The sequence below is a fragment of the Nostoc sp. UCD121 genome (assembly GCF_014222285.1).
Lineage (GTDB): Bacteria > Cyanobacteriota > Cyanobacteriia > Cyanobacteriales > Nostocaceae > Nostoc.
In genome coordinates this window covers 1-26403 of record NZ_JACKZS010000028.1, presented here as the reverse complement: position 1 = coordinate 26403, position 26403 = coordinate 1, and the positions used below count along the sequence as shown (strand labels likewise).

At 42.7% G+C, this 26403-nt stretch carries 24 protein-coding genes; 12 read left to right on the top strand and 12 right to left on the bottom strand.

What is annotated here, in order from left to right:
* Positions 1-187: 187 nt before the first annotated feature.
* A complete protein-coding gene (locus GNF10_RS08850; RefSeq protein WP_185586149.1) occupies positions 188-838 on the top strand; it encodes a hypothetical protein in 651 nt (216 codons plus the stop codon).
* A 217-nt stretch (positions 839-1055) separates the two neighbouring features.
* Here GNF10_RS08850 and GNF10_RS08845 read toward each other — a convergent pair whose 3' ends face one another.
* The 7 genes from GNF10_RS08845 to GNF10_RS08815 all read right to left on the bottom strand — a co-directional run bounded on the left by GNF10_RS08845 (position 1056) and on the right by GNF10_RS08815 (position 6203).
* Entirely contained in the window at positions 1056-1781 is a 726-nt protein-coding gene (locus GNF10_RS08845; protein WP_185586150.1) for a HEAT repeat domain-containing protein, read from the bottom strand.
* A gap of 169 nt (positions 1782-1950) precedes the next feature.
* Positions 1951-2796 (bottom strand): HEAT repeat domain-containing protein, encoded by an 846-nt coding sequence (locus GNF10_RS08840; protein WP_185586151.1) that lies wholly within the window; start codon positions 2794-2796, stop codon positions 1951-1953.
* Positions 2796-3050 (bottom strand): phycobilisome linker polypeptide, encoded by a 255-nt coding sequence (locus GNF10_RS08835; protein ID WP_185586152.1) that lies wholly within the window; start codon positions 3048-3050, stop codon positions 2796-2798. Before GNF10_RS08835 ends, GNF10_RS08840 begins: the two co-directional genes overlap by 1 nt.
* Before the next feature lie 75 nt (positions 3051-3125).
* Positions 3126-3995, bottom strand: a complete 870-nt coding sequence (locus GNF10_RS08830; protein ID WP_185586153.1) for a phycobilisome linker polypeptide — start codon at positions 3993-3995, stop codon at positions 3126-3128.
* 129 nt (positions 3996-4124) lie between these two features.
* Entirely contained in the window at positions 4125-4937 is an 813-nt protein-coding gene (locus GNF10_RS08825; RefSeq protein WP_185585749.1) for a phycobilisome linker polypeptide, read from the bottom strand.
* 163 nt (positions 4938-5100) lie between these two features.
* Positions 5101-5592, bottom strand: a complete 492-nt coding sequence (cpcA, locus tag GNF10_RS08820; RefSeq protein WP_012411562.1) for a phycocyanin subunit alpha — start codon at positions 5590-5592, stop codon at positions 5101-5103.
* Positions 5593-5681: 89 nt separating this feature from the next.
* Entirely contained in the window at positions 5682-6203 is a 522-nt protein-coding gene (locus tag GNF10_RS08815; RefSeq protein WP_012411561.1) for a phycocyanin subunit beta, read from the bottom strand.
* Between the two features lie 685 nt (positions 6204-6888).
* Between GNF10_RS08815 and GNF10_RS08810 the strand changes: the two genes are divergently transcribed.
* Positions 6889-7545 carry a class I SAM-dependent methyltransferase family protein gene (locus GNF10_RS08810; RefSeq protein ID WP_185585750.1) on the top strand — a complete coding sequence of 219 codons (657 nt, stop codon included), beginning with the start codon at positions 6889-6891 and terminating at the stop codon, positions 7543-7545.
* 569 nt (positions 7546-8114) lie between these two features.
* On the opposite strand, the gene hpnH is transcribed toward GNF10_RS08810, so the two are convergent.
* The 3 genes from hpnH to GNF10_RS08795 form a co-directional block, all read right to left on the bottom strand.
* On the bottom strand, positions 8115-9134 hold the full coding sequence (gene hpnH, locus GNF10_RS08805) for an adenosyl-hopene transferase HpnH (protein ID WP_012411559.1): 1020 nt from the start codon (positions 9132-9134) through the stop codon (positions 8115-8117).
* Positions 9135-9250: 116 nt separating this feature from the next.
* A complete protein-coding gene (hpnA, locus tag GNF10_RS08800; RefSeq protein WP_185585751.1) occupies positions 9251-10234 on the bottom strand; it encodes a hopanoid-associated sugar epimerase in 984 nt (327 codons plus the stop codon).
* A complete protein-coding gene (locus GNF10_RS08795) occupies positions 10234-12927 on the bottom strand; it encodes an efflux RND transporter permease subunit (protein WP_185585752.1) in 2694 nt (897 codons plus the stop codon). Before GNF10_RS08795 ends, hpnA begins: the two co-directional genes overlap by 1 nt.
* On the opposite strand from GNF10_RS08795, the gene GNF10_RS08790 reads away from it, so the two are divergent.
* From GNF10_RS08790 to GNF10_RS08760, 7 genes are all read left to right on the top strand, one after another.
* Positions 12897-13937, top strand: coding sequence for a ferritin-like domain-containing protein (locus GNF10_RS08790; protein WP_311774140.1), 1041 nt, complete (start codon positions 12897-12899; stop codon positions 13935-13937). The two genes, GNF10_RS08795 and GNF10_RS08790, sit on opposite strands and share 31 nt — an antisense overlap.
* Entirely contained in the window at positions 13930-14619 is a 690-nt protein-coding gene (locus GNF10_RS08785; RefSeq protein WP_185585753.1) for a phosphorylase, read from the top strand. The genes GNF10_RS08790 and GNF10_RS08785 overlap by 8 nt, the downstream gene beginning before the upstream one ends.
* A 409-nt stretch (positions 14620-15028) precedes the next feature.
* The gene (locus tag GNF10_RS08780) at positions 15029-16741 is read left to right on the top strand and encodes a bifunctional diguanylate cyclase/phosphodiesterase (protein ID WP_185585754.1); all 1713 of its coding nucleotides are present in this window, start codon (positions 15029-15031) and stop codon (positions 16739-16741) included.
* A 338-nt stretch (positions 16742-17079) separates the two neighbouring features.
* Complete coding sequence (locus GNF10_RS38445; RefSeq protein ID WP_185585755.1) at positions 17080-17529, top strand: type I restriction enzyme HsdR N-terminal domain-containing protein; 450 nt, start codon at positions 17080-17082, stop codon at positions 17527-17529.
* On the top strand, positions 17498-20455 hold the full coding sequence (locus GNF10_RS08770) for an N-6 DNA methylase (RefSeq protein WP_185585756.1): 2958 nt from the start codon (positions 17498-17500) through the stop codon (positions 20453-20455). Before GNF10_RS38445 ends, GNF10_RS08770 begins: the two co-directional genes overlap by 32 nt.
* A complete protein-coding gene (locus GNF10_RS08765; protein ID WP_185585757.1) occupies positions 20452-21057 on the top strand; it encodes a Uma2 family endonuclease in 606 nt (201 codons plus the stop codon). The genes GNF10_RS08770 and GNF10_RS08765 overlap by 4 nt, the downstream gene beginning before the upstream one ends.
* Positions 21058-21190: 133 nt before the next feature.
* Complete coding sequence (locus tag GNF10_RS08760; RefSeq protein WP_185585758.1) at positions 21191-21400, top strand: hypothetical protein; 210 nt, start codon at positions 21191-21193, stop codon at positions 21398-21400.
* Positions 21401-21538: 138 nt separating this feature from the next.
* On the opposite strand, the gene GNF10_RS08755 is transcribed toward GNF10_RS08760, so the two are convergent.
* A complete protein-coding gene (locus tag GNF10_RS08755) occupies positions 21539-22204 on the bottom strand; it encodes a LuxR C-terminal-related transcriptional regulator (RefSeq protein ID WP_185585759.1) in 666 nt (221 codons plus the stop codon).
* A 113-nt stretch (positions 22205-22317) separates the two neighbouring features.
* On the opposite strand from GNF10_RS08755, the gene GNF10_RS08750 reads away from it, so the two are divergent.
* From GNF10_RS08750 to GNF10_RS08740, 3 genes are all read left to right on the top strand, one after another.
* Positions 22318-22737 carry a DUF6220 domain-containing protein gene (locus GNF10_RS08750; protein ID WP_185585760.1) on the top strand — a complete coding sequence of 140 codons (420 nt, stop codon included), beginning with the start codon at positions 22318-22320 and terminating at the stop codon, positions 22735-22737.
* A gap of 47 nt (positions 22738-22784) precedes the next feature.
* Positions 22785-23618 carry a sulfurtransferase gene (locus GNF10_RS08745; RefSeq protein WP_185585761.1) on the top strand — a complete coding sequence of 278 codons (834 nt, stop codon included), beginning with the start codon at positions 22785-22787 and terminating at the stop codon, positions 23616-23618.
* A gap of 155 nt (positions 23619-23773) precedes the next feature.
* Entirely contained in the window at positions 23774-24898 is a 1125-nt protein-coding gene (locus GNF10_RS08740; protein ID WP_185585762.1) for a site-2 protease family protein, read from the top strand.
* A 179-nt stretch (positions 24899-25077) separates the two neighbouring features.
* Here the strand turns inward: GNF10_RS08740 and nagA are convergent, their stop codons facing one another.
* Positions 25078-26298: an N-acetylglucosamine-6-phosphate deacetylase gene (gene nagA, locus GNF10_RS08735; RefSeq protein ID WP_185585763.1), complete on the bottom strand. Its 1221-nt coding sequence runs from the start codon at positions 26296-26298 to the stop codon at positions 25078-25080.
* Positions 26299-26403 lie beyond the last annotated feature (105 nt).

Below are 26403 nucleotides of genomic sequence, written 5' to 3'. Positions count from 1 at the left end.
TTGCAATTTAAGTCTGACAGCAAGAGAATTCTAAGTAGTGGCTTTTAACAAGCAGAATTTTGAATAACACTGATAATTGGGCAGAAGGGAAGGATTTTCCAGCTTTTTCTCTCATTGCATCTTCCCTCTGTGGTTTGAACAGGATGTACTTATCTTTTCCAATACTAAGAATGGGTATACTCACTCTATGCCTACAGAAAACTTTATGGATATTTTATTTTCTAACTGGCAACATACACTCCAATTTTTTGGTGTTGACCAGGTAGCGGCTGAAAAAGCCTTTAATTCGTTGGTTGCAGCTTACTCTATCCCTAGTCGCTACTACCATACACTAAAACACATCGATCGCGTTCTCAGCACAATTCAGATTTTACAAGGCTACACCAATAACCTAGCTGCTGTTCAACTAGCTGCCTGGTTTCACGATGTAGTGTATGACACTGAAGCTAAAGATAATGAAGAACGAAGCGCAGACTATGCTTTTGAGTTGCTGAATACTTTAGATATTCCAGAAAGTACTATAAATACTGTTACGCGTCTCATTTTGAATACTAAAGACCACCAAGCTGCGGTGAATGACTGTGATAGCCAAGTTCTAATTGATGCAGATTTAGCGATTTTGGCTGCTAACTCAGTGGAATATGAAGAATACGCCCATGCTATTCGCCAGGAATATGGCTGGCTTCCAGAGAAGGACTATATCACGGGTCGTCAGAAAGTTTTAGAACGATTTTTGCAGCGATCGCATATCTATTTTACGCCTTTAATGTTAGAGTTCGCCGAACCCTCTGCCCGTGGCAATATCCAGGCAGAAATTCAGTCTTTATTGGCTGATTAATTTTACAGCACGGTCGCAGTGAATGGAATGATGCCTCCGGTACAACAAGGGCGAACGTGGCTACAAAAAAAGACCAGCGACTTGAACTTGAACTAAGAGAAAATTAGCAACGGGTTAAGCCATTTATTTTTAGCCCGCACAAGCGGGTAAAACCTCGTCTACACGAGGTTTGTAACCGCCAAGTCGAATTTTTCTATCGCTAGAAATTTTGAATTGTTTAACGTCTGCCACCACCACGGTGAGGCACTTCAACTTCAGTGTCTTGTAACTTTCTTTTCGGTGCAAATACTTCTTGATGTTGTTGCGGCTGAATTTTTTCTTGTGCAAACTTGGCACGGGTGCGAACTCCGAGATCGGCATCGGTATCAAGCATTTGCTGAAGTTGATTTGTAATCCGCGACGCTTGATCGGGTAAAGTAACTGCTATTGCAATAGCTAATGTTTCTAAACTCGTCACTGCTGCATAACGGACTACCCATTCTGGATCTTGAGAAATTAATAATAGTGCTTCTAATACCTCAGTCTGAACAGATTCTACTTTCTCCGGCGGTACTTGATGCCAGCGCAAAGTGCCTAATCCTCTAGCAGCTGCCCGCCTTACACTTAAAGAAAAATCGGTTTTTGCTGCCTCCAACAAGGTATCTAGCGCCCTAACATCGCCAATTCCTGCTAAGGCACGAAGCGCCCAGGCTCTAGCACCATAGTTATAGTCATCAATTAGTTCCAATAGTGGCGATACTGCGGCTTCTCCGATCGCAATTAGTCCATCCACTGCCGCCACCGCCGCCCCTGGATTGTTGTAGCCCAAAGCTGCAATTAGAGTGGGAACAGATTCCTCTATATCGGCTGCTGCTAACTCTTGAACTGCGTCTACTAAGCGCTCTGACGAATCTGCTTCTTGTACAGCACGGATCAATATTTGGGCAAGATCGCTGTTATTCATAACAATTTTTCATGAGTAATTAGCCGTCAGCCAATTGTAGCTTAAGTTATCCGTAGTTGACATAATACATAAACCCCCTAACCCTGATTTTGCAGTTGGGTTGGGGATTTATGTATAGGAAGCATTTTTTGTAACGTATTAATAAGAACTTATTATTTAGAATTTATGACTACAATAGCGAGTCCATCAAATTAATCACTTTAATCGCATCTTCTGACAAAGTGGTTGGTGTTGTGTGATTGACTTGATGTTCTAGTAATCCTTTGAGAGAAATGAGTTTCAGGCTATTTTCAGCAAGAGTCTGTGCGATCGCATCTGCTGCGGGTAAATATCCAATAGCTCCCAAATCTGCTAACACTGCTCGACGCAATTGCAATCGCTCACCCGCCAAAGCCTTTACCAACCGTTCTCCATAAGCTGGTTCTTGGGTTAATTGATACATTGCTCGTGCGGCGGCATATTGCACCAATTCAATTGGATGCTCTAAAAATGGCTTTACCAAAGAGGTGAATTCAGTCGCCCTCAAGGTTCCCAAGGCTTCTAAAATGGCTTCGTAGGGTTGAGATAAATCAGGTTGCTGTGAGACAAGCTGTTCTCCATGTAAACCTACCGCTAATAGCTTGATCAGGGCGGGAATACAAACCGGATCGCCTAACATTTCCAAAGATTGTGCTGCTGCTTCGCGCACATAAAAATCTGAGCAATCTAAACACGTAATTAAAGGTGAGACTGCTTGGCGATCGCCTAGTTTTCCCAAGGCTCTAGCTGCGTTCCGTCTTAGAGGATATCCGCCTTCTGGTGTTCTGTCGGCTTTATCCTCTAAAGCTTTGATCAGTCCTGTAACCGCAGCTGGTTCACTTATGCGAAACCTACCCAACCACCAAGCAGCATAAAATCGCAAACCTAAATCTTCACTTTCTAGATTTGCGATCGCTTGTTCTACTGTTAAAGATCCACCATCGGCATTATCACCTGTCGCGGATAAATCTTCAAATTTCTGTGGACTGGAATTCATTAGGAAGAAGGATGCTCACTTTGTTCGCTATTTGTTGTTTCAGCGTTTAATGGCTGAATACTAACTATTTTGCCACCCAAGCGAGTAATTCGCTGCATTTCTTGATTCATCCGGTTTTCAGGCACTGTGAAAAATACACTGGCACTAGAGCGAATCGGATAGTTGTTTTTTTGGGTTTCTTCGCTTTGGCGCAAACCTACTACTTCATATCGGAAGGAGCGATTACTATTTCTACTACTAATTTGTCCAACCATAAATCACTTCCAAATTTCAAATTTTAAGTTTTCAATAGTCATTAATCAATGACTAATGACTATTGACAAATGACACTAAAGCGGTTTCACACTAGCTATTTTACCACCTTGTTTTACCACTCTCTGGAAGTAACTAGATAGTTCTTCATAAGGTATTACCACCGCTTGATTGACACGGCGTGTGCTAGGATAACCGGCACCAAAAACACCTGCCACTTCAATACGGTAGAGTCTGCCTTCTTTACCAAATGTTCCCGCACCACCAAAAGTACTGTTGGGGGTAACGCCTTTTTCGGAAGCAACGTATGAAAAACCTGAAGAAGCACCAGATGGAGGAACAACAACAGATGCGCTATTGCGACCTAGTTCAGCAGCAAGGCGGGAGGATTTGCCTTTGAGTTGGGAAGTATCGCTACTGGCATAGCCGCGATAAAGTTGGAATATCCGGCTGAATCCTACAGTTTTCTGTCCTGTTTGGGTGTTAAAGCCACGATAGTAAGGCACTATATTTTCACCAAAGCTAGATTGATACTCTGGCGAATCAATATAAGAATCGATGTCGGCTTCATATCCCTTGTTTTGGTACAAGTCCAAGTGATAAACCACTTCAGACTCATCATAAGGGGCACGACCCAACAAATGTTTATAGTTCAGTTCGATAACGCGAGTTTGGAAATTGTCGTAGAAAAACCTGGATTTGTACAGTTCTGATTTGGCGACTTGACGCACAAATTCTTGCACTGTATTTTTTCCATCGCGCAGGATAGATTCAGCACTTGTAAGGCGGTCAGATGCCAATATATAGTTGTTGCCCAACACCTGACGATAGACGGCAGCGATTACTCTCTCTATATCTTCTTTACTTGCATTGGGACGCAATTCTACAGGAGATTGGTCGCTAAAAGGTTCCGTTCCTAGACGGGACGCTGCTGTTGTAATAGCCATTGGTAATTTTCCTTTTGTAATTAGTAATTGGGGACTGGGGATTAGGGATAGGGTACTAGGTATTGGGAAAACTTTTCCCATTTCCCAACCACCAGTCCCCAGCCCCCAGTCCCCAGTCCCCAGTCATATTTATACGGCAGTAATGCTAATAACTTTACTGCCCTTACGATTCAACTGCTGCAATTTACTAGACAGTTGCTCGTAGGGTACGATCAATTCCGCAGTACCACGGCGCACTACAGTTGAGTTGGGGGAAGCTGCTTGTAGCACTCTGATGCGATATGTTTCCCCACGACCACCTGTAGAAAGACCGGTTAAGGCTCCAGAGGAGACTGGATAAATGGGTGAAGCTAGATTTTTAGCGACTTCCCAGGTTAACCGTCCTTGTTTTTGTCCTTGGGCGCGATCGCTATTTGCATAACCACGATACAGTTGGAACAGTCGGCTATATCCAACGTTCTTCTGTCCTACTTGACTTTTAAAGCCTCGATAGTAGGGCACAACATTTTCGCCAAAACTTTCTTGATATTCTAATGAGTCAATGTAAGAATTAATTTCAGCTTCGTAACCTTGTGAGTTGTAAAGCTCAACATGGTACGAAATCTCTGACTCATCTCCTGGGGCACGCCCCAATAAATGCTTATAATTTAACTCGATAAACCGAGTTTGCGAGTTGGAGTAAAAAAACTTGTCCCGATAGAGTTCCGATTGAGCAATAGCTTGCACAAATCCCCGAACCGAGATTAAACCTTGCTGCAAAAGCGATTCTGCACTTTCTAGACGCTCTCCTTCTAGGAGGTATGCATTGCCCAAAACCTGACGGTAAGCTGCCCGGATAATTACTGCTACATCTGCTTCAGTTCTATCGGGGCGTAGTTCTACAGGTGTTGAGTTTTCAAATACTCCAATCCCTAGCCTTGCTGCTTGTCCCAAAGCTGCCATCTTTAAACCTCCTCAGTTTTAACTGTAAAACTGAAAACTTTTTAGAAAATTTTTTTCTAGTTTTTTAACAGTCTTTTGAAAAGAAAACTGCCCGGAGAGGTAAGCAACTCATAGAACTCACTTGTCATAAGAGCTGATTTCCTCTCCGGGCTAAAGAAACACTCTAGCTTAGAGTATTGATTACATAATCGATGTAGGAATTTGCTTCAACAGCTGGGTCGCCGCTTAGACCGTGGTTAGCTTTGATGTACTTGAGAGCTTCAATGTACCAGCTAGGAGATAGGTCGAAAGTCCGGTTGATTTCAGCCAAGCCGGAAATCAAGAAATCGTCCAAGGGGCCTGTACCACCAACAACTAATGCATAAGTGATAATCCGCAAGTAGTAGCCAACATCACGAACACACTTGCCTTTACCGCGTGCATCAGACGCGAAGTTGGGGCCTTGTTGTTGAGTGGTGTAAGGGAACTTGTTATATACTGCTTGAGCAGCACCTTCGGTCAAGCGTTGAGCATTAGCACTCAATGCTTTTGCTGCTTGTAAGCTAGCTGGCGCTTGACGGAAGCGACCAAAAGCAACTTGAATTTCGGTGCTGCTGAGGTAACGACCTTGAGAGTCAGCCGATGCAATTGCTTCAGTTAGAGGTGTTTTTGTCATTTTTGGTATTTCCCTTTTACAAAAATTTGGTTGAAATTTTGTTTTGTCCTAATGGACAGTTATCTCAGTCAATAGCAGCAATATTTGCCTTAAGCTACTGCTGAAGCAGCACGATCAAAATAGCTAGCTATTTCAGCTGATAAAGCGCTGCAATCGCCTCTGGTGATGTTGTTTGTATCGTTAACAATTGCTAGGGAAGCAGCTTTTAGCTTTTGAATACCAACAGCAACTGAAGCTCCTGGGGTTCCCAATGCCAAGTAGGTTTCACGCAAGCCGTTGAGGGCACGATCATCTAACACGCTGGAATCGCCAGCAAAGATTGCGTATGTGATGTAGCGAAGAATGATATCCAAGTCTCTGATGCAAGCAGCAGCGCGACGGCTGGTGTAAGCATTACCACCGGGAGTGATCAATTGGGGTTGTTCTGCCCACAAATCACGAGCCGCAGCAGCAACAAGAGCGGAAGCATTGCTGGTAATACGGTTAACAGCATCTGCACGCTTGTTACCATCTTTGACTAGTTCACTCAATGCATCCAATTGTGCATCGGAGAGGTATTCCCCACGTGTATCAGCTTGGGAAACTACTTTTGCAAATGCATCTAAAACCATTGCGTTAAATCTCCTACTTTGCTTGGTTAAGAATAATTGGACTCAAAACTGAATGGTTCAGCTTTTTTTGATGTCAGCACTGCCTGACGAGTTACGAAAGGTCTAAAACAGACATCCACGAAATAAGTTTACGATCTCCAGGCTTTCAGATTAAAACTTTTGTTAAAAAACTTCAAACTTCTATGAACGACTGGAAAACCTGATTAAGATGTTGTTTTTTACTTCCAAGTTCTCTTTATACAATGCTGCCGCGTCATTATTTATTACAAATTATTGTTATGTTTGTTAATTTCCTTTACATAACTTTACTTTTTGGTTTTAACTTCTCGGCACTCTAAAAATACCGGAAATTTCTTTCAGGGAAATCCCTTAAGGAATACGTAGGTGTAGCCCGCCGCAGGTATCGTACCTTGAACTTTTGTAGTATTTGCTACTTGATATCTTCCGTCACGGACACACAGCATATTTACGGCTACATTGCATCCATACAAGGTAATAAGTGCAATTTCTTCGCGTCTCTGCTTTCAACTTTATAAAGAAAAAAGACTTGATTTTGGAGAATTTTTCATGATAGTCTGTCTTCAAGGCAAACTACGGTTACTCGACAGAATTATCGTAGTTTTAAGCTACACGTATGTCTGTAATTTTGCAAACTTGTGATTAATCGGAACGGAAATTACTTTTTATGGTAAAAGACTGGTTTGAATGGCACGACCTCTACAAGAACGAACCAAAATTGCAACAACGCTTGCAAATTGTGCAGGAATATATCTCCCATAGCTTAAATTTGTCCGAACTAGGGTTAATCCGTGTAGTTAGTGTTTGCGCGGGCGATGGACGAGATTTGCTAGGAACGCTATCAAATCACCCACGGGCAAAAGATGTTTATGCCCGACTCGTAGAGCTAAATCCACACCTAGTTGAACGTGGACAAGAAACAATAGAATCCTTGGGTTTGACAAAACAAATTGAGTTTATCAATGGAGATGCAACACTCTCGTCTAACTATGTAGGAGCAGTGCCAGCAGGCATTGTGATTGTCTGTGGTGTATTTGGCAATCTTGCAGATGAAGCTGAACTCAATCGCTTGCTAGCGAACTTGAGTTTTCTGAGCAAACAAGGTGCTTTTGTAATTTGGACTCGTGGACACTCTAACGGTATTCCCCACTCTGAGACTGTGCGTAAATTTTTCCGTGAATATGGATTTGAAGAAGTGAACTTCAAACTCACCGCAACCGGAGACATGGGAGTAGGTATTCATCGTTACCTTGGTGAAAGTTTAGCTGCACCTAAAGAACAACAGTTTTTCGCCTTTACTGGTGTTCCAAGTAAAGCCAGGTAAATTAAGTGGATAGTGATTAAAAAGATTGATAAAATCCAGCGCTAGGCTATTTTTAAATATTAGTTATCAAACCTCATCTATGTTGAAACCTAGAGTTTTTTAAAAGATATATTTATGTAGGTTGGGTGCAGCTTTAGCGTAACCCAACATAAATAAGGTGGTAATGTTGGGTTGCGTTTAACTCCACCAAACCTACAAAACTACTAAACCATATTTAGAGTGAAGTATAAGAAAAAACGAACCGTAAAGGGCGCAAAGTACACAAAGAAAGAGAGAGAAAGAAAATTTGGCGCAGCCTCACAAAGGAATGGTATAACATACAAACTCTAGTATGACTTCTGCAATAGTAAATGCAGTAGGGGCAATTCATGAATTACCCCTACTAGAAAATCAGGGTTTTGTATTGTTTGTGTAAGTCCTATCTCAACATCTACATCATTAAAAGGAATTGAGCTATTAGCCTTGGAATAAATTCCAAGGCGGGTTGACAAGGAAGTGAGAGATTAAAAAGATAGGCGTGAAAACAAGGTTTTAAATATGGGCTTCTTTTTCCCCTTTCCCCCTGATTATTAATTCCTACCAAACACACTGCCAAGGGCACGCGCCATATTTTGCGGTTGCATTGCATCCATTGCGGCGGTGGGTTCGTAGCCGCAGTGAACCATGCAATCGGCACACTTGGGATTACCACTCTTCTGGCCGTATTGACTCCAATCAGTTTGTGCTAGTAGTTCCTTGAAGGTAGAGTAATAACCTTCGTTCAGCAGATAACAAGGTTTTTGCCAACCGAGAACACTATAACTAGGGCTACCCCAAGGCGTGCATTCGTAGTCCTTCTCACCAGTGAGAAAATCTAAGAACAGTGGATTGTGATTGAAGTTCCAGTTTTTTTCACCAGCTTTGTAGGGAGCCAGAATTTGCCGGAAGAGGGTGCGGGTTTGTTCGCGGTGGAGAAAATGATCTTGATCTGGTGCCCACTCGTAACTGTAGCCGGGAGAAATCATCATCCCGTCAGTATTTAGTGTTTCCAGAAAGTCGAAGAACTCTTGCATATCTTGGGGTTTAGTACCCTCAAAGATAGTCGTGTTAGTGGTGACACGAAAACCTTTAGCTTTAGCGGCGCGAATGGCTTTGACGGCAATATCAAAAACACCTTGGCGGTCTACACAATGATCGTGTAACTCGCGCATTCCATCTAAATGCACGCTAAAAGTTAGATAAGGTGAAGGTTGAAACTTATCCAGACTCTTTTCTAACAACAAACCATTGGTACACAAGTAAATATATTTCTTGCGCTCAATTAATCCTTGAACAATTTCATCAATCTGGGGGTGTAGCAGAGGTTCTCCTCCAGGAATTGATACAACCGGTGCGCCGCACTCTTCCACTGCGGTAAAGCACTGTTCTGGGGTGAGATTTTGCTTTAATATTTCTTTTGGATGTTGGATTTTACCACAACCAGTACAGGCTAGATTACAACGAAAAAGAGGTTCCAACATCAATACTAAGGGGAAGCGTTTACGTCCTTTCAAACGCTGAGTAACCAGATACTTCCCGATATCCATAGCTTGTTGTATATTAACTGCCATTGTTGCGATCGCTCCTCTTTTATAAAAACACCACAGGAAAACATCAAACCTTCTTAGGGGCGCAAGGTCTTGCGCCCCTACTGTCTATTTCATCCACACATAAATCGCTATATTTTTCATTTGACATAGCCTTGAGCAACAAACCAATCCACAGCATCTTTGAGTGCTGCTTTTAGCGAAGATTGAGGTAGACCCAACTCTCGTACAGCCTTTGCAGCATTGTAATACATTGGTTGTTTTGCCATCCGAACGCCATCCAATGGCACTGAGGGCGATTTTCCCAAGGGTGCGAGAATATTTTCATCAACCCAGGCAGCAGTAAAGGGCAACCAAGCGGGTACTGTGCGTTGAGGTGCTATCAAACCTGTGATATCGGCAAGTTGTTCGAGTAGTTCTTTGAGACTTAGATTTTGATGACCTAAGATATAGCGATCGCCTGACTTACCCCGTTGCAAAGCCAGTAAATGCCCCCATGCTACATCCCGCACATCGATAAAATTCAGACCAGTATCCAAGTAAAAGGGCATTTGCCGTCGTAAAAACCGTAAGATTATATCACCTGTGGGGGTAGGTTTGATATCTAACGATCCAATAGGGCTGCTTGGGTTGACTATCACGACCTCTTGACCTGTGGCAACAGCTTGCATCGCTTCTTGTTCAGCCAGAAACTTAGACTTTTTGTAGTTCCCCACCAACTTTTCTAGGGGACTCTGATATGTTTCATCGACCACTTGACCAGATGATCCTACCCCAATTGCCGCAACCGAACTGGTATAAACGGTGCGTTCAATGCCAGCTTTATTAGCTGCTACCAAGACATTGCGTGTACCCAGAACATTATTATGGTGAAGTAAGTCTCGATCTGTTTGCCACAGAGAATAATGGGCTGCGACATGAAATAGATATTGACAACCTCTCATTTGCTGCCAGAGATTTGGATCGTTCAAATCGCCTTTGACAATTTCTACCTCCAAACCGCGTAGATTCTCCAAATTGCTACTTGAGCGTACCAGCGCTTTGACTGTGTAACCCTCTTTCAGTAACAACCGTACCAAGTGGGCACCAATAAAACCCGTACCCCCCGTGACAAAAACTTGCATCAACTTCTCTCTCTCGTCTGAAAGCGGGGAAACCAATCATCTAAAATAGTGTAGACTACCGGCACGACAATCAAGCTGAGGATAGTTGAAGTTACGAGTCCACCAGCGATCGCTACAGCCATAGGCGATCGCAATTCCGAACCTGCACCAAAACCCAATGCGATCGGTAGCATCCCCAAAATGGTGGAGGCAGTGGTCATTATAATTGGTCTGAGGCGCACTAATCCAGTGTTGAGGATTGCCTCTGTGCGTTCTGTGCCAGCATTGCGTAACTGGTTGATATAATCCACAAGCAAGATGGCATTTTTATTGGCCAGCCCCAGCAAAAAGACAAAACCAATCAGTGAGATCATACCAAAATCGCTCTTAGTGATCAGTAGTGCCAACATTGCCCCCACCAGTGCTAAAGGCAAAGATACACCAATCACTAGAGGGTCTACCCAGCTTTTGAACAGCAAAATTAGTACTACAACTATACACAAGGCAGATAAAGCCAAAGTACTTCCAAAACTGCTAAAAACTTCACCTTGGCTAGCTGAGTCTCCTCCTAAATTTAACGAAACATTAGAAGGTAACACCGCCTTAGCTTCAGCTACCACTTTATCAGTAGCATCACCCAAAGATAGACCTTTGCCAAGATTTGCACTGACATAAGCTACTCGCTGATTATTCAGACGCTCGATTTGAAATACCTCACCTTGAGGATTTGTTTCACCTGTAACAGTGACATCGGCAAATCCCGGTAATCTCTGAATTCTCTCTTTAATTGCCTTGACTGCTTTACTTAAGGCTTGGAGATCGTCACCGCGCAAAGCTATTTGGAGAGGTTTTTGACCGCCAGAATCAACAAACTGAATATCTTCCACACTGGTAGTTACCCCAGAAAGGACAGGTAAAGTGGAGCGGAATTGGTCTTGTAGTTCTCCAGTTGTGATTGTGCGGTCTTCCTTTAACTTTATATATAGTGTGCCTTTATTCGGCTCACCCTCACGAGAACCAACAGTAGTAAATACCGTTTCAACTGCTGGTGATTTTCTGACTACATCTTCTAGTTTTTTAGCAACTTGAAGAGAATCGTTTAAGGGATTGGGAATTGGGAATTGGGGACTGGGGATTGGGGACTGGGGATTGGGGATATTGCTTCCTTGTGCGCCTCTAGCAAAATCGGGAATACTAGGTAAAGGAGCAGTATAAGCAATATTGAATTCGCCGCGATCGAGTTTGGGAATAAATCCTTTGGGAATTAGTGGAATTAGCGCTATACCTGCAATAAAACTGAGTACAGCTAACCCGACAACTATCTTCCGGTGATTCAAAGACCAACTCAGCAAATTTCTGTAAGATTGGGCAAATGCTACCCAAATTCTTGCTTCTCGACGCGGAGAGAGCGAGGGTCTAGGTTTTAGCCAGTAAATAGCCAGAACTGGAGATAAAGTCCGAGCAACTAGCATAGAAGCAAGCATGGCTGCTGAAACAGTGATGCCGAAGGGCTTGAAAAACTGCCCAATTACACCACCCATCAAACCTATGGGCAGAAAAACCGCTACTGCTGTCAACGTGGCGGCGGTGACTGTTAATCCGATCTCATTGGTTGCTAAAAGCGCCGCTTGGCGAGGAGTGTCCCCATCATCAATGTGTCGCATGATGTTTTCTACATCCACGATCGCATCATCAACAATACTCCCAATCACCAAAGCTAAAGCTAACAGCGTAATTGTTTCTAAGTTGAAACCGAAAATTGCCATGACGATAAACGTCGCCAACAAAGACGTAGGAATCGCCAAGGCAGAAATTAGGGTGGCTCGCCAATTCCATAAAAAAGGAAATATAACCACGATGGACAACAAGACGGCTTCGAGCAAAGCATCAATAGTTGACTGGGTGGCTTGGCGGATATATTTTGCTTGGGTAGCAGCTAAGGTGAGTTTGACATCTTTGAGGGTAGAACGTAGTCTTTGGACTTCTTCCTCAACTCGACTCACCACTTCTAAGGTGTTAGCGTTACCGCGTTTGATTACCTGAAATGCGAGTGCATCTTGCCCGTTAAATCTGACTAATGTTGCGCCTGCTTGGGGAATGGCTGCTGCACTCTGATTCGCTGGATTTAGGGGAGGAGTTGCAGCCGCACCGCCTAACAGTGAGACTTTCAGGACTCCTGGTAGTTTAGCGATCGCATTTACAATCTCGTCTTGCGCCAACTTTGTCAAATCTGTGAGATTCCGTTTGGAACTCTCAATGGCGTAACTAATGGCGGCTGACTCATTCAAGTTCAGGGGAATAATTTTAGAAGTTGCTCCTTGAGGCAAAGTCAACTGCTTAAGGGCAGTTTCCACCTCTTTGGTTGATGTTTCTAAATTCGTCCCAACGGCAAAAGAAAGGGCAACGGCTGTTTGACTCGGATAGGTTGATGAGCGGATATTCTCCAGTCCTTCTAGGGAACGGAGGCGTTCTTCCAGGGGTTGGGTGAGCTTCGCCTCTGTATCCAAAGCAGTTGTCAGTGGGGCTGTAGCATTCACAACCACCACTGGAAAGGTAATATCTGGGAACAAAGCATACTTGAGAGAACTGAAAGCCAGAATTCCAGCTACAGTTACGGCAATCCAAAAACTCACCGTCAGCCACGAAAATTGAATCGCTAATTTGGAAATATTGAATACTTCTCGTGCAGATTTTGAGTTACGAAGCTTTACCATCTTGGAAAATTATCGTGTGGGTGACACAATTATTTAGTCATGCTACAGCAATCACCTTCGGTTTGCGAGTTTTGGTTACTACTAACGGCAATATTATTTATTGTCACTCAGATATGACCCAATCTTTAATACAAAAGGAAACTTCAAAGATGAAACTTGGTTCTGTCGAGCATAAGGAATTATTCTGCCGGAGCTTTATCGAAAGCTACAGGGAATACGAACCTGAGTCTCTCCCCTGGCCAGATTTGGACGATACAGCCTTGAGTTTCTTACGCAGTATTCCCTTTTGGGAGAAAGCTCTAGATACAGAACGACAAGCTGGAGCAATAGTTAGTGGCTACGCAGTAACAGTGAGCGATCCTATTTTACAAAGTGCGATCGCTCTCCAAGGTAAAGAAGAATTACGCCATGCCCGTCTACTTCAAACATTAATTGACCGTTACGGCATCGAAATACCAGAACGTCAACCAATTCAAGTTCCCCAAAATATCGAGCCAGTCTTTACGCGTTTTGGCTTTGAAGAGTGTCTGGATACTTTCTTTGCCTACGGGTTATTTGCAATCGCCCGTGAAGCTAATGTTTTTCCAGAGTCCATTTTCACTATCTTTGATCCCATCATAGATGAAGAAACACGTCATATTGTTTTTTTTGTTAACTGGTTTACCTATACACAAATTCATCGTGGCCAGGGATTCATCCCATTACGAAGCGCCAAAACCCTCTGGCAATACGGCAAAGCTCTCAGTAATTTGATTGCCGTCTTTGGCAATGATGATCCTAGTAAAACTGGCTTCGCTGTCACAGGTACTGACATCTTTACAAAAAACCTGACACTAGAAAAATTTCTCAGCATTTGTCTAGTAGAAAATCAGCGCCGGATGAGCAAGTATGACCCCCGACTACTCCAACCACAATTACTACCCAGACTAGCCAACATCGCCCTCCGTACCCTTGAGTTAATACCCAAACGCAAACTTCAGAATATTGAGAGTGAGAGGGCTAGTGCCTAATTTTTTGCCCATCAACACTATTCTGGTACCTCAAGGAGCAGAATATAAAGCTGTTTGTCGCGGATTAAGCGGCGTTACTGGTTCCATCCCAACAGTAGTAGCTGTACCTGTTGGGATGAAACCCTTACTTAAGTATCTCCACCAAGGACAATTTTTAGTTCCCAAATCCAGGGTGCTGATTATGGGTATCTGTGGCAGCTTGAGCGATCGCTATACAGTTGGTGATATTGTGCTGTATCAAGATTGTATTTATCAAGGGAAGCTTCTAGAGTGCGATCGCACTTTCACAGCACAATTGCACTCTTATATATCAGAGAAAGCATCATTAGTCAAATCATTAACTAGCGATCGCATGATTTGGTCTGCTGCCGAAAAACTTCATTTGGGTGAGACTTTGACGGCTGATGTTGTTGATATGGAAGGATTTACTGCCCTAGAGTTTTTCAAGGTGGGTGGGGTAGCCGTGGCAATGCTGCGAGTAGTCAGTGACGATTGTCAGCACGATATCCCCGATCTCACATCAGCAATTAACTCTGATGGCTCCCTAAACCCTTTCCCTTTAGCGATGGCAATGCTTAGACAACCGCTTGCAGCTACTCGGCTAATTCGAGGTTCATTAACAGCATTAAAGGTGTTAGAGCAAGTTACAAATTTGCTTTTTTCTGGTAATAGACCGGAATAATTTGTTGAATAATAGCACACTTAGCGGTTTTTAAATCCCCGACTTATTTGATAAGTCGGGGATCTAACTTTCTCTGAATACATTTTCATATAAGTCGAAATTTTTGAAATCGAACTATATAAAAAATATCTGTGATTATATTTGTGTTGATATCACATTAATCACAAGAATAATTACTATCAGTGTAAGAATAAATACGATTTTGATTTGGATGATGACATTGTTTGTGCAATAAGTTTCATAGAAACTTTATCGTTATGGATATTAATTATAAAAGAATATTGGGAAGCATAATATAGAACCTTATCAGGGTTGAGTTCCAAGAGAGCTAATTCTTTTTTATTCGAATAAAAAATACTCTTTTGCGAGAATAGCTCGGAACTAATTTACCAACGATCTAACAGAATTTATGAATTTTAATCAAAACTTGTACTTGTACTCGTTCCTAGCTAATTTTGGATGGCTCAAAAAAAGTTACACCGCTAAAATCATGTTGGTGGCTTTTTTAGGTACTCATGTACCACTTCTAACCTTACTTTTGAGTTTCGTCATCTCAAATTCCTATTCCTTTGGGATGGCGGCACAAGTTATGATTATTGCTCTATTGGCTACATTAGCGGGTACTGCTGTCACCCTCTATGCGCTAAACCATCTCCTCAAACCGGTCATTTTGACATCTGGTGCATTACAAAATTATCTGAACACCAAAACACTGCCTAAATTGCCCACAGAATTTGCTGATGAAGCGGGTACGTTGATGGCAGATACCTCACAAACTCTTCACAAATTAGATGAGTTAATTCACCAAATCACTAATTATGATGACCTGACTGGATTGCCCAATCGTGATTTATTCCGCGATCGCCTCCATCAGATTTTATCCCAACCTGAAAACAACCAGCGTCTTGTAGCTGTGTTTTTGCTCAGTATTGACGATTTCACTGGTATGAGTCATGGGTTGGATCATCAGACAACAAATTTATTATTAAGAGCAGTTGCTAAGAGGTTATTAGACTGCACGGCACAAACAGATGTTCTCGCCTATTTAAAAGGAGATGAATTTGCTCTTGCCCGAATGGATATTCATTCTTTGGAAAGCGTAATTAAGCTATCTCAGGTGCTGTTGAGTAACCTGAGTAAACCCTTTTCTGTAGAAGGTAACTTGATTCATATTACTGTCAGTATCGGTATCACACTTAATAATCTAACCGATCCTAATAGCGTAGATAAACTTTTGCAACAGGCTCATATAGCGCTTTACCAAGCCAAACAGCAAGGGCGTAGCCAATACCAATTCTATTCGCCAGAAATTAATGCTCAGTTACAGGAGCGACTGACTTTAGAGAATGAATTACATGGAGCGCTAGAGCGTGGCGAAATGCTGGTTTATTATCAACCTATAATTGATTTACATAGCGGACAAGTTATAGCGATGGAAGCGTTGCTTCGCTGGCAGCATCCTACATTAGGTTTGGTTTCTCCTGTAAAGTTTATTCCCATTGCAGAAGCCAATGGTGCGATCGTACCAATTGGTGAATGGGTTTTGCGAACTGCTTGCGCCCAAACTCGTGCTTGGCAGCTTGCTGGATTTACCCCAATTCGGATATCTGTGAATCTATCATCTCGACAGTTTGAACAACCCTATCTGGTTGAGATCGTCAACCAAATTCTTGAAGAAACTGGACTCCAAGCATCTTCCTTAGAACTAGAAGTGACGGAAAGCTTCTTGATGGCTGATATTGATCGTTCAGTTAAAACCTTAAAACAATTACGAGAACTGGGTATCTGCTTGGCTCTAGACGATTTCGGTACTGGTTATTCCTCCCTGAATTATTTGAAACGCTTTCCTGTGAATATGCTCAAAATTGATCGATCATTTGTGCAGGATGTCATGTCTAATCCTGATAGCGCCGCCGTCACCAATGCGATTATTGCCCTAGCAAAGAGCCTCCGCTTGAAAATCACAGCAGAAGGTGTGGAAACCAAAGAACAGCTTGAATACCTGCAAATGCGTGGATGTGATGAAGGTCAAGGTTTCTACTTCAGTCGTCCTGTTCCTGCTGATATAATTGCCCCGATGTTGCAGAAAAGTTTTCAGCAGCTGGAGATTACTACAACATAGGTGGATGTCTAACACATTACAACCAATCACACTTTTGCACTGCTCTCGGCAGCCACCCGAATCTCAATCTAGTTACGTAGCGCTAGATTGAGATTCTTTTTGTAAAATTGTCCGGGTTTAGCCGCATTAGAATTTCTGGGCAAATTCGCAGTAGTAAAAGGTGAGTCTAATCCTCTGGGGAACTGCGATCGCACAGATAAAATAGAAAAAGGGTGATGTGTTCACCAGGAATACACAGCGATCGCCATTAAAGAATTAAAAAAATTATCAGGCAGTGACTACAATGGCGCTAAACTCTTATGACGAAGAAGCCCTTAGAGTCAAATTGATAGCCCCTGATGAAATTAGCCGATATCCTCAAGGACTCAAATTATAAGCTGTCGCAGTTTGCGATCGCTGAAATTGAGCAGTTAGAGCAGACAATTACTCTCAAGGCGACCAAAAACGGTGATGTTCCTTATACGGTTTGTTTGGTGCGCCAAAAGGCGATTAAGCTAACGCCAGAGGAGGCAATTCGGCAATTATATTTACGGGTTTTGAGCGATCGCTTGCACTATCCCCTCAGTCGCATTCAGGTTGAGTATGGGGTGAACTTTGGGCGAGAGGTGAAACGGGCAGACATCCTGGTGATGGACAAAGACCGTCCCAACACAGTTTATATGCTCGTAGAGCTAAAAAAGCCAAAGCTGAAGGATGGGAAAGACCAACTTCGCTCTTACTGCAATGCCACGGGTGCGCCCATCGCAGTCTGGACGAATGGCGATCAAATTTCCTACTACCATGTTTAAGCTGATTTTCACCAAGCTCTATGATGAGTGGTATTCTGGGCAGGGTAACAGGCGATCGACCCGTTCTTTAGAATTTCGCAATACGGGACAGACAGAAGCCGCACTGAAAACTAAGATTCAGGATCTCTTCGACAAAGCCAAGAAGAAGTGGGAAGGGGTGTTTAGCGAGGATGCCAAAATTAGCCTCACGCCGTCTCACCTGTCGGTTTGTGTGTCGTCGTTGGAAAATGTGAAGCTGTTTAATTCCAACCTGGATGTGATCGATGAAGCCTTTGAGTATTTGATCAACCAGAGCAGCAAGGGCGAAAAGGGACAGTTTTTTACGCCGCGCTATGTAATTGATCTGTGTGTGAAAATGCTCAACCCGCAAGAGGATGAGTACATGATTGATACGGCTGCGGGATCATCGGGGTTTCCGGTGCATACGATTTTTCATGTGTGGCGGCAGATTTTAGATGATGAGGGATTGTCAACGAGTCATTTGTTTTCGTTGGAAGATAAGCCGCCCCGGTGCAAAGAGTATGTGGAAGACAAGGTGTTTGCGATCGACTTTGATGAAAAGGCGGTGCGGGTGGCGCGGACGTTAAACCTGATTGCGGGGGATGGGCAAACAAATGTGTTGCACCTGAACACCCTGGACTATGAACTGTGGGATGAAGTCACCGAGCAAGATAATTGGGATGACATTTACCATGAGGGATTTAAACGGCTGAAACGGCTGCGACCGAAAGGTAGCAGAGACTATCGAGAGTTTCAGTTTGATGTGCTGATGGCAAATCCTCCCTTTGCGGGAGACATCAAAGAACCGCGCATGATTGCCCGCTACGATCTGGCTAAAAAGCCGGATGGCAAGTGGCAAAGTAAAGTCGGGCGCGACATTTTGTTTATTGAGCGTAACCTGGACTTTTTGAAACCAGGGGGCAGAATGGCGATCGTGCTTCCCCAAGGACGCTTTAACAACTCTTCCGACAAGAACATTCGAGATTTTATTGCGGAACGCTGCCGGATTTTGGCAGTGGTGGGGTTACATGGCAACACCTTTAAACCGCACACAGGCACAAAAACCTCAGTGCTGTTTGTGCAGAAGTGGAACGACGACCCCAAAGCAGGCGCACTTTGCCCCCGAAAGGATGACTACAACATCTTTTTTGCCACGATGCGAAAGTCGGGGAAGGATAACTCTGGGGATAAAATTTGGCGCAAGATTTCATCGTCTACGGCTTCACCGCCCGATGATGAACTCAGCGACTTGATGCCGCCTTCTCCGGTGCAACGAGTCGTTGGGGTAGAGGGCGATTTTTTGCGAGATAATCACGAACATTTAGTGGTAGATCACGACCTGTATAACCACGAAGGAAAGACAGAAGACGGCATTGCTGAAGCGTTTATTGAGTTTGCCAAAAAGGAGAACTTCAGTTTTTTTGAACTAAGCCCATCTGTTGCGCCGTTTGATGCTGTGAGGTATCAGTGGCTGATGGATGGGCTTGAAGCTGTTGAAGTGCCATTAACTCAGGCTCTCGATCATAACCTTCACTTTAGGTTTGATAGTGAATTTTTTAAGAGGAAATACTTTCAAATTGAAGATCAAATTAAGGCATTGCCACAAGCTACAAGGCTGAGTGAAACTAAACCTGTAATTATCCATCCGACAGAAATTAAGCGCGAGTATGTAGAAGATGATTTATCAGGAGTCTTATTTTTTAGAACTCAAAACTTGCGTCCACTAAGAGTTGATTTATCGAATCAAGTCTATATCTCCCAAGAAGATGCGGAAAAATTGTCTAAAAATCGTATTAAAAGGAATGATATTCTCATCACAAGAACTGGTGCGAATTTCGGAGATACTTTAATCTTTAATGAAGAAATAGAAGCGATTGCATCATCGCACGTCTTCATACTAAGGAACAAAACACTCAACCAATCATTTCTAGCAGTTTTTCTGAATACCTTTTATGGAAAAGAACAAATCAACAAGGGAATGTATGGAGGTGTACAACCTGAAGTAGCACCTTACTACTTAAAAAACATCCTCTTTCCGCTTTTCTCTACTTTTTTTCAGAAATCAATAGAGAAGCTAGTCCATCAATCATCTATGGAAGTAGATGCAAGTAAGCTAATTTATCAACAAGCTGAGGATTTGCTGTTGTCGGAGCTTGACTTGAAAGACTGGCAACCTACGGAAGAAACTGTTGCCGTCAAGAGTTTTGCTGAGTCGTTCATGTCCTCTGGTCGCTTAGACGCTGAGTATTACCAGCCAAAATATGATCAAGCAGAAGAAGCTATTAAAGATTGTGGTTTTCCATCTCAAAACTTAGGTTCATTGATAGAACCAATTCAAAACGGTTTTGACTATCGAGAGTATACCGAGGAAGGTACGCCTTATATTCGCGTTGGCGATATCAAAAACGGACAGATTAATTTTGAAAGTGCCGTAAAAATTCCCATCACGATGGCTGATGTTGATAAGCCAGTGGGTTTACAAATCGGAGATATCCTTTTTACCCGTAAAGGTAGTTTTGGTAATTCCGCAGTCGTTACAGAACTAGAAGTTAACGGGATTATTAGCAGTGAAATTATGCTTGTACGTTTAACTTCAGTTTCTAGACAAGAAATTTTACCAGAGTATGTGAGTTTATTTTTGAATTCAAAATTCGGTTATTTACAGGTTGAACGTCGAGTTCATGGTGTGGCTTACTACAGTATTTCTCAACCAGATTTAGCCAATTTGTTAATTCCAATTTTACCAAAACCTCAACAGCAAAAGATTGCTGAGAAGATAAAATCATCATTTTTATTAAAACTAAAATCTAAACAACTGCTAGAAATTGCTAAAACAGGAGTAGAACGAGCGATAGAAACCGATGAAACGACAGCCACAACTTGGATAAACCAGCAACTTGAAGCCTTGGGAGTAAAACTGACATGATTGCTCAACCTGAGACAAAACACTACACCGTTGAAGAGTACCTGGAACTTGAAATCGCCTCCGATATCCGCAACGAATACCGTGATGGAGAAATTATCCCTATGACAGGTGGAACCCCAGACCATAATGATATTACCAGCAACCTTGTGGCTATCCTGAAAGCCACATTGCGGGGAAAGCCATACCGTGTATTTATCCTGGATCAACGACTCTGGATTCCCGGTGCAAATCTCTATACTTACCCTGATGTGATGGTTCTGCCCAAGCCCTTAGAACTTCAAACTGGACGCAAAGATACCGTGGTGAACCCCTGCTTTATTGCTGAGGTATTGTCTAAGTCCACCCAAAACTACGATTCTCCTGCGGAGACGCTATGCGAACGCAGTGAGAAATTTGTTGCCTATCGTAAAATTCCTACCTTCCAAGAATATTTGCTGATCGATCAATATCGCATACACGTTGAGCATCATGTCAAAACAGCCGCTAATCAGTGGCTATTTTCAGAATACGACGACCCAACTGTCACCCTTTCTTTGAGTATCTTTGAGTTGCAAATTCAAATTGCAGAGCTTTACGAAAATATTGATTTTTCAACCGTTTGAGTTGAATGGCTAAAACAGGAGTAGAACAGGCGATAGAGAGACGCATGAAGCGATCGCAACGACTTGAATAAACCAACAACTTGAAGCTGTTGGCATTAACTTCTCAAATTCAACTTAATTTAATAGAGGCATAATGTCCGAGATTACCATAAACCCAGAACAACTCAAGGAAATATTGAAAAGCGCGATCGTCGAATTGATTCGTGATAAGCGTGAAGAAGTCTCTGAATTTTTGGCAGAAATTATTGAAGACATAGCAATGGAACGAGCGATCGCGGAAGGTGAAACAACTGAACTGGTTAACCGCGACTCCATCTTTCAACTTTTGGAGCCGAAATCGTGAAGGTCGAGTTCAGAAAAAGCTTTGAAAAGGATCTTAGTAAGATCCGAGATGAGGACTTGCTCCTGAAAATTAAGACTGTAATAGAATGACTGAGCAAACGATTCCCGTTGCTCAACTTTGGGAAGGTCTTGAAGATGACTATTTTGAAATTGTGGAAAGCTTTGCAACCATCTGAGTCCGAGATGAAACCTCAAGTTTGCGAAACATCCTTTTTAAAGCTTGCTTGACAGAGTTTTCAGTAATCCAAAGTTCAGTACTAATTTCTGCATTGGTTTGTCCTTGAGCCACCAAGTTAGCAATTTGCTTTTCACGAGGCGTTAAACGCTCTGTCTGTAATAGTAGTGGATGTTGGGATTGCGCCATTGCCACCCAAGTAGAAATGTGCAGACAAAGCGCACTCAAATCTGTGAGATTTTGTGAATCGAATGTAGGCATTCCTTGCTGACGGGTAAAACCTACCACGCCTACTAACTGCCCATTACTGACAATTGGCCCTGCCATAACGTGCCAGTGATCGGCACGAGGACAAATCAACCTCCATGTCTTAGGTTCTACTACTAAACCTTCATGAACAGGGGCATGGTGTTCTAGCAAGTAGCGGGCAACTGGATTGTGCTGAGGTGATAATGCAATTTGCAGTGCTTTTTGGAACTTGCTGTCAAGTAGAGAAATTTGAGCAAAGAAAAACAGCCCACACCGTGTAGCTGAAAAATATTCACTCATTTCTGCGCGGATGTGCGATCGCAACGCCTCTTCATCTTTAGCTTGAGCAATTTCATGAAATAGAGCTTGTAAGGCAATCATGATTGGCAAATTGTACACTTTCGAGGTCTAGGCGCAGTATGGCAACCAGACCTATCCTAGCCTTTGTCACATCAAGTTTTTCCACTTTTTTGCTTTTTTTGGATTACTTAAGCATGACTCTAAATTCTGGCATTGATGATACACAGATATCCGGGCGCTGGATTCAAATCAGTTTTTTTATTGCAGTAGTGTTTTTCAATCTCTGTTTAGCAACCCAAATATTTAGTGTTGGACTGGCTTACTTTTACAACTCTGATTGGTGGAACCTACATATTTGGCTCGTGCGAGGATATAGCGGACTCTCACTAATTTTGTTGATTTGGGTGTTTCTGATGCCTTTTCCTCCCAGAGTCCAGAACCTGACAGCAAGTATCCCAGTGTTGCTGGGACTGCAATTTCTCACAATTCACTTGAAGACTTCTTTTCCTTTAGCTATCTTTCATCCACTCATCGGCTTTTCTTTATTTTCTATTTCCACAACCCTAGTTCATCGGACATCGCAGATTGTATTTCCCAACCATAACCAAGACTAATATAGGTAACTTTCAATTCTTTTTGCGCTATTACAGGAGAAATATAAATGTCTCAATATGCTCATCCATCCGTTCTTGTTGATACCCAATGGCTGGAAAATCATCTCAACGATCCAAATGTCCGCATTATTGAAGTGAATATAAGTCCAGAACCGTACAAAAATGCTCGCATACCTGGTGCTGTCTTCTGGAACATCTTTACAGACTTACTATTGCCCGATTTGAAAATGAATTGGGATGCGATCGCTTTTGAGAAGCTGATGGCACGTTCAGGCATCACAAATAACACCACAGTGGTTGCTTATGGCAGTTATCCTGGAACTGGAGCCTGGATTTTCTGGCTGTTGCAAGTCTTTGGGCATGAAAATGTAAAAGTTCTCAATGGTGGCTACCAGAAATGGAAGTCAGAAGATCGTCCACTAGCAACTGAGTTATCCACGTTTCCTGCCACTGATTACCGTGCCAAAGCTACTGATACTAGTCTGAGAGTATTACATGATGAAGTTAAAGCATCAATTAGTCGAAGCGATTGCGTGTTGTTAGATGTCAGAACACTTCAAGAATACTGTGGCGAGTGGTTTTTCGATCAGCAACCAAAAGCAGGTCAACTTACTGGTCATATTCCAGGTGCAGTGCATCTTGAGCATACCTTAACTTTCAATGAGGATGGCACTTTTAAATCATTCAAGGAATTGAAAAATCTTTATAACAGTAAGGGCATTACGACTGATAAGGAAGTTTTTCCCTACTGTACTATCGGTGCGCGTTCTGGATATATCTGGTTTGTCTTAAAGTATTTATTAGGTTATCCGAACGTTCGGAATTACGATGGCTCCTGGAATGAGTGGAGCCGCCTACCTGATGTAGCTATAGAGAAATAGTGAGCTATTATTCGCAAATATAGCCAATAACCGCACCTTTACGGACGGACACCACTACCATTAACAAGATTAAAATCTCTTAACCTTTCGTTACAATAAAAACATCGAGAAGGACGAAAACAAACCTCTCGAAGCTGAAATCAAAGGTGAACGACATGAATGGCACAATTCGCGTTGGTAATCTCTTCGGAATTCCCTTCTATATCCATCCGTCATGGTTTTTAGTTCTGGGTTTGGTAACTTGGAGCTATAGCAGTGGACTGGCGGCACAATTTCCCCAATTATCTGCGGGATTAGCTTTGCTACTGGGATTGATGACAGCGCTGATGTTATTTGCCTCTGTCGTCGCCCATGAATTAGGCCACAGCTTTGTTGCGATTCGTCAAGGTATTGATGTTAAATCCATCACACTGTTTATATTTGGCGGTTTGGCTAGTTTAGAAAAAGAGTCAAAAACCCCAGGTGAGGCTTTCTGGGTAGCGATCGCTGGCCCAATGGTAAGCTTGCTACTATGCGGTATCGTTACAGCTATTGGTGTTACTACTACTGCATCAGGCCCGTTAGCAGCAATTCTTGGTGTTTTAGCTTCTGTTAACTTGGCATTAGCCCTATTTAACCTGATTCCTGGCTTGCCATTAGATGGCGGAAATATACTGAAAGCTATCGTTTGGAAAGTTACAGGTAATCCTTATAAAGGCGTAACCTTTGCTAGTCGAGTTGGACAAATCTTTGGTTGGGTAGCAATTCTTTCAGGTGTACTTCCCCTAGTATTATTTGGCAACGCTGGTAACTTCTGGAACTTGTTAATTGGCTTCTTCTTGTTGCAAAATGCTGGTAATTCGGCTCAATTTGCCAGAGTGCAAGAAAAGCTCACAGGTTTGACTGCTGAAGATGCTGTAACTCATGACAGCCCGATTGTATCTGGTAATCTTAGCCTGAGAGAGTTTGCCGATGAGCGAGTCATCAGTGGGCAAAACTGGCATCGGTTCTTAGTGACTGATGATGATGGACAATTAGTAGGTGCGATCGCAGTTGATAATTTACGAAATGTACCAACAGCATTGTGGTCAGAAACTCAAGTAAAAGAAGTCATGCGACCAATTACCGAATCTACCACAGTCCAATCAAATCAACCTCTGCTAGAAGTCATACAGTTACTCGAAGAACAAAAGCTATCTGTGCTTCCCGTAATTCGTGAGAACGGCGTTCTAGTTGGAATTTTAGAAAAAGCTGCAATTATCCAGCTTCTTCAAAGCCGAACTCAACCAAACCCTGCGTAATAGTTACTAATTCGTAATTCGTAATTCGTAATTCGTAATGACGCTTGCGGACTCGCTACCGCTACACTCTAAGCAAAGCTATGCCGCAGACTTTACGTAATTCATAATTAAAGCTTAGACTCCACTCAGATTAAAGGGAAAGGGATAATAAAACCTTTCCCTTTTTCGCTATTTTGAAATTATATGGAGTTGACAACAACAGATAAATTCCCATCTTCTGGCTTCTTGAGCATTTCTGCGGTGATGGCACGTTGCCAAGTTAATTCTTTTGTAGTCTCATCCCAATGCCAGCGTAATAAGTTAGCGGATTGACTCTTAACAATTCCTGGTAAACCAATTGCTTTTCTAGGTGCATTAGTAGCTAAAGCGATCGCACTTTCTATGTCACAAATTCCCCACTTCACCAAATTCTGCACTCCCACCAATAAGGGTAAAGTCGTCCCCGACAAAGTGCCATCGGCCAATCGTGCCGTACCGTTTTTAACTTCAATTTGCCGACTGTCCCAAGGATACACGCCATCAGGTAGCCCCAGAGGAGAAAGGGCATCGCTGACGAGAAACAGCCCTTGTTCTTGATAGCTAGCGCGAAGCAAAATTTGTAGCATCATGGGCGAAACGTGTTCACCATCAGCAATAAAACCACACATTACATCAGGATCGATAATTGCTGCACCTAATAATCCTGGTTCTCGGTGATGTAATGCTGGCATGGCATTGAAAGCATGAGTTACCATCGTTGCACCTTGTTCAAAGGCAAGTTGTGCTTGGGCAGATGTTGCCTGAGAATGCCCTAAACTGACAGTAATTCCCAGAGAACGCAAATATGGAATTACTTCGCCAGTGAAATCTAACTCTGGTGCTAAGGTGATGACTTTCACGATATGGGCATAATCACCCAAAACCCACTTTACCCGATCAATTGTTAGAGGTAACAGGTACTCCGGCGGGTGTGCGCCGCGCTTTTGAAAATTCAAAAATGGCCCTTCTAGATGTACTCCCAGAATCTTTGCACCTGCTGGCTGATTGGGGAGAACTTCAGCAATAATAGCAAGCGATCGCTGAATATTTTCTACTGAAGTTGTCACAAGTGTCGGTAAAAATCCATCTACCCCGACATCCCATAAAAATTGTGAGATTTCCTGGAGCTTATGAGCATTTTCAGCCGTTAAATCAGGAAATGCCAATCCCAAAGCACCGTTAATTTGCAAATCAACGCCACCCAATGAAATCCAGTCGCCAGCAACATTTATTAGAGATGTACGGCTGCGTGCTTCTACTGTACCCATTGGCAAGATTTGCTCAATTATGCCCTCTTCATTAACCAAGAGCATTTGCAAATCTTTGTAACCAGGCACTCTAGCATTGATAATATCTACAGGATTTTGTGTTACTTGGGTCATCACACTGGCAAAAAGAAAGATAAATCTGATTTTAGATGCAACCAACATCAATCAATGAGATGATAAATCGGCATAACCTAACTCAAATAATTTTGAATTTTAAAT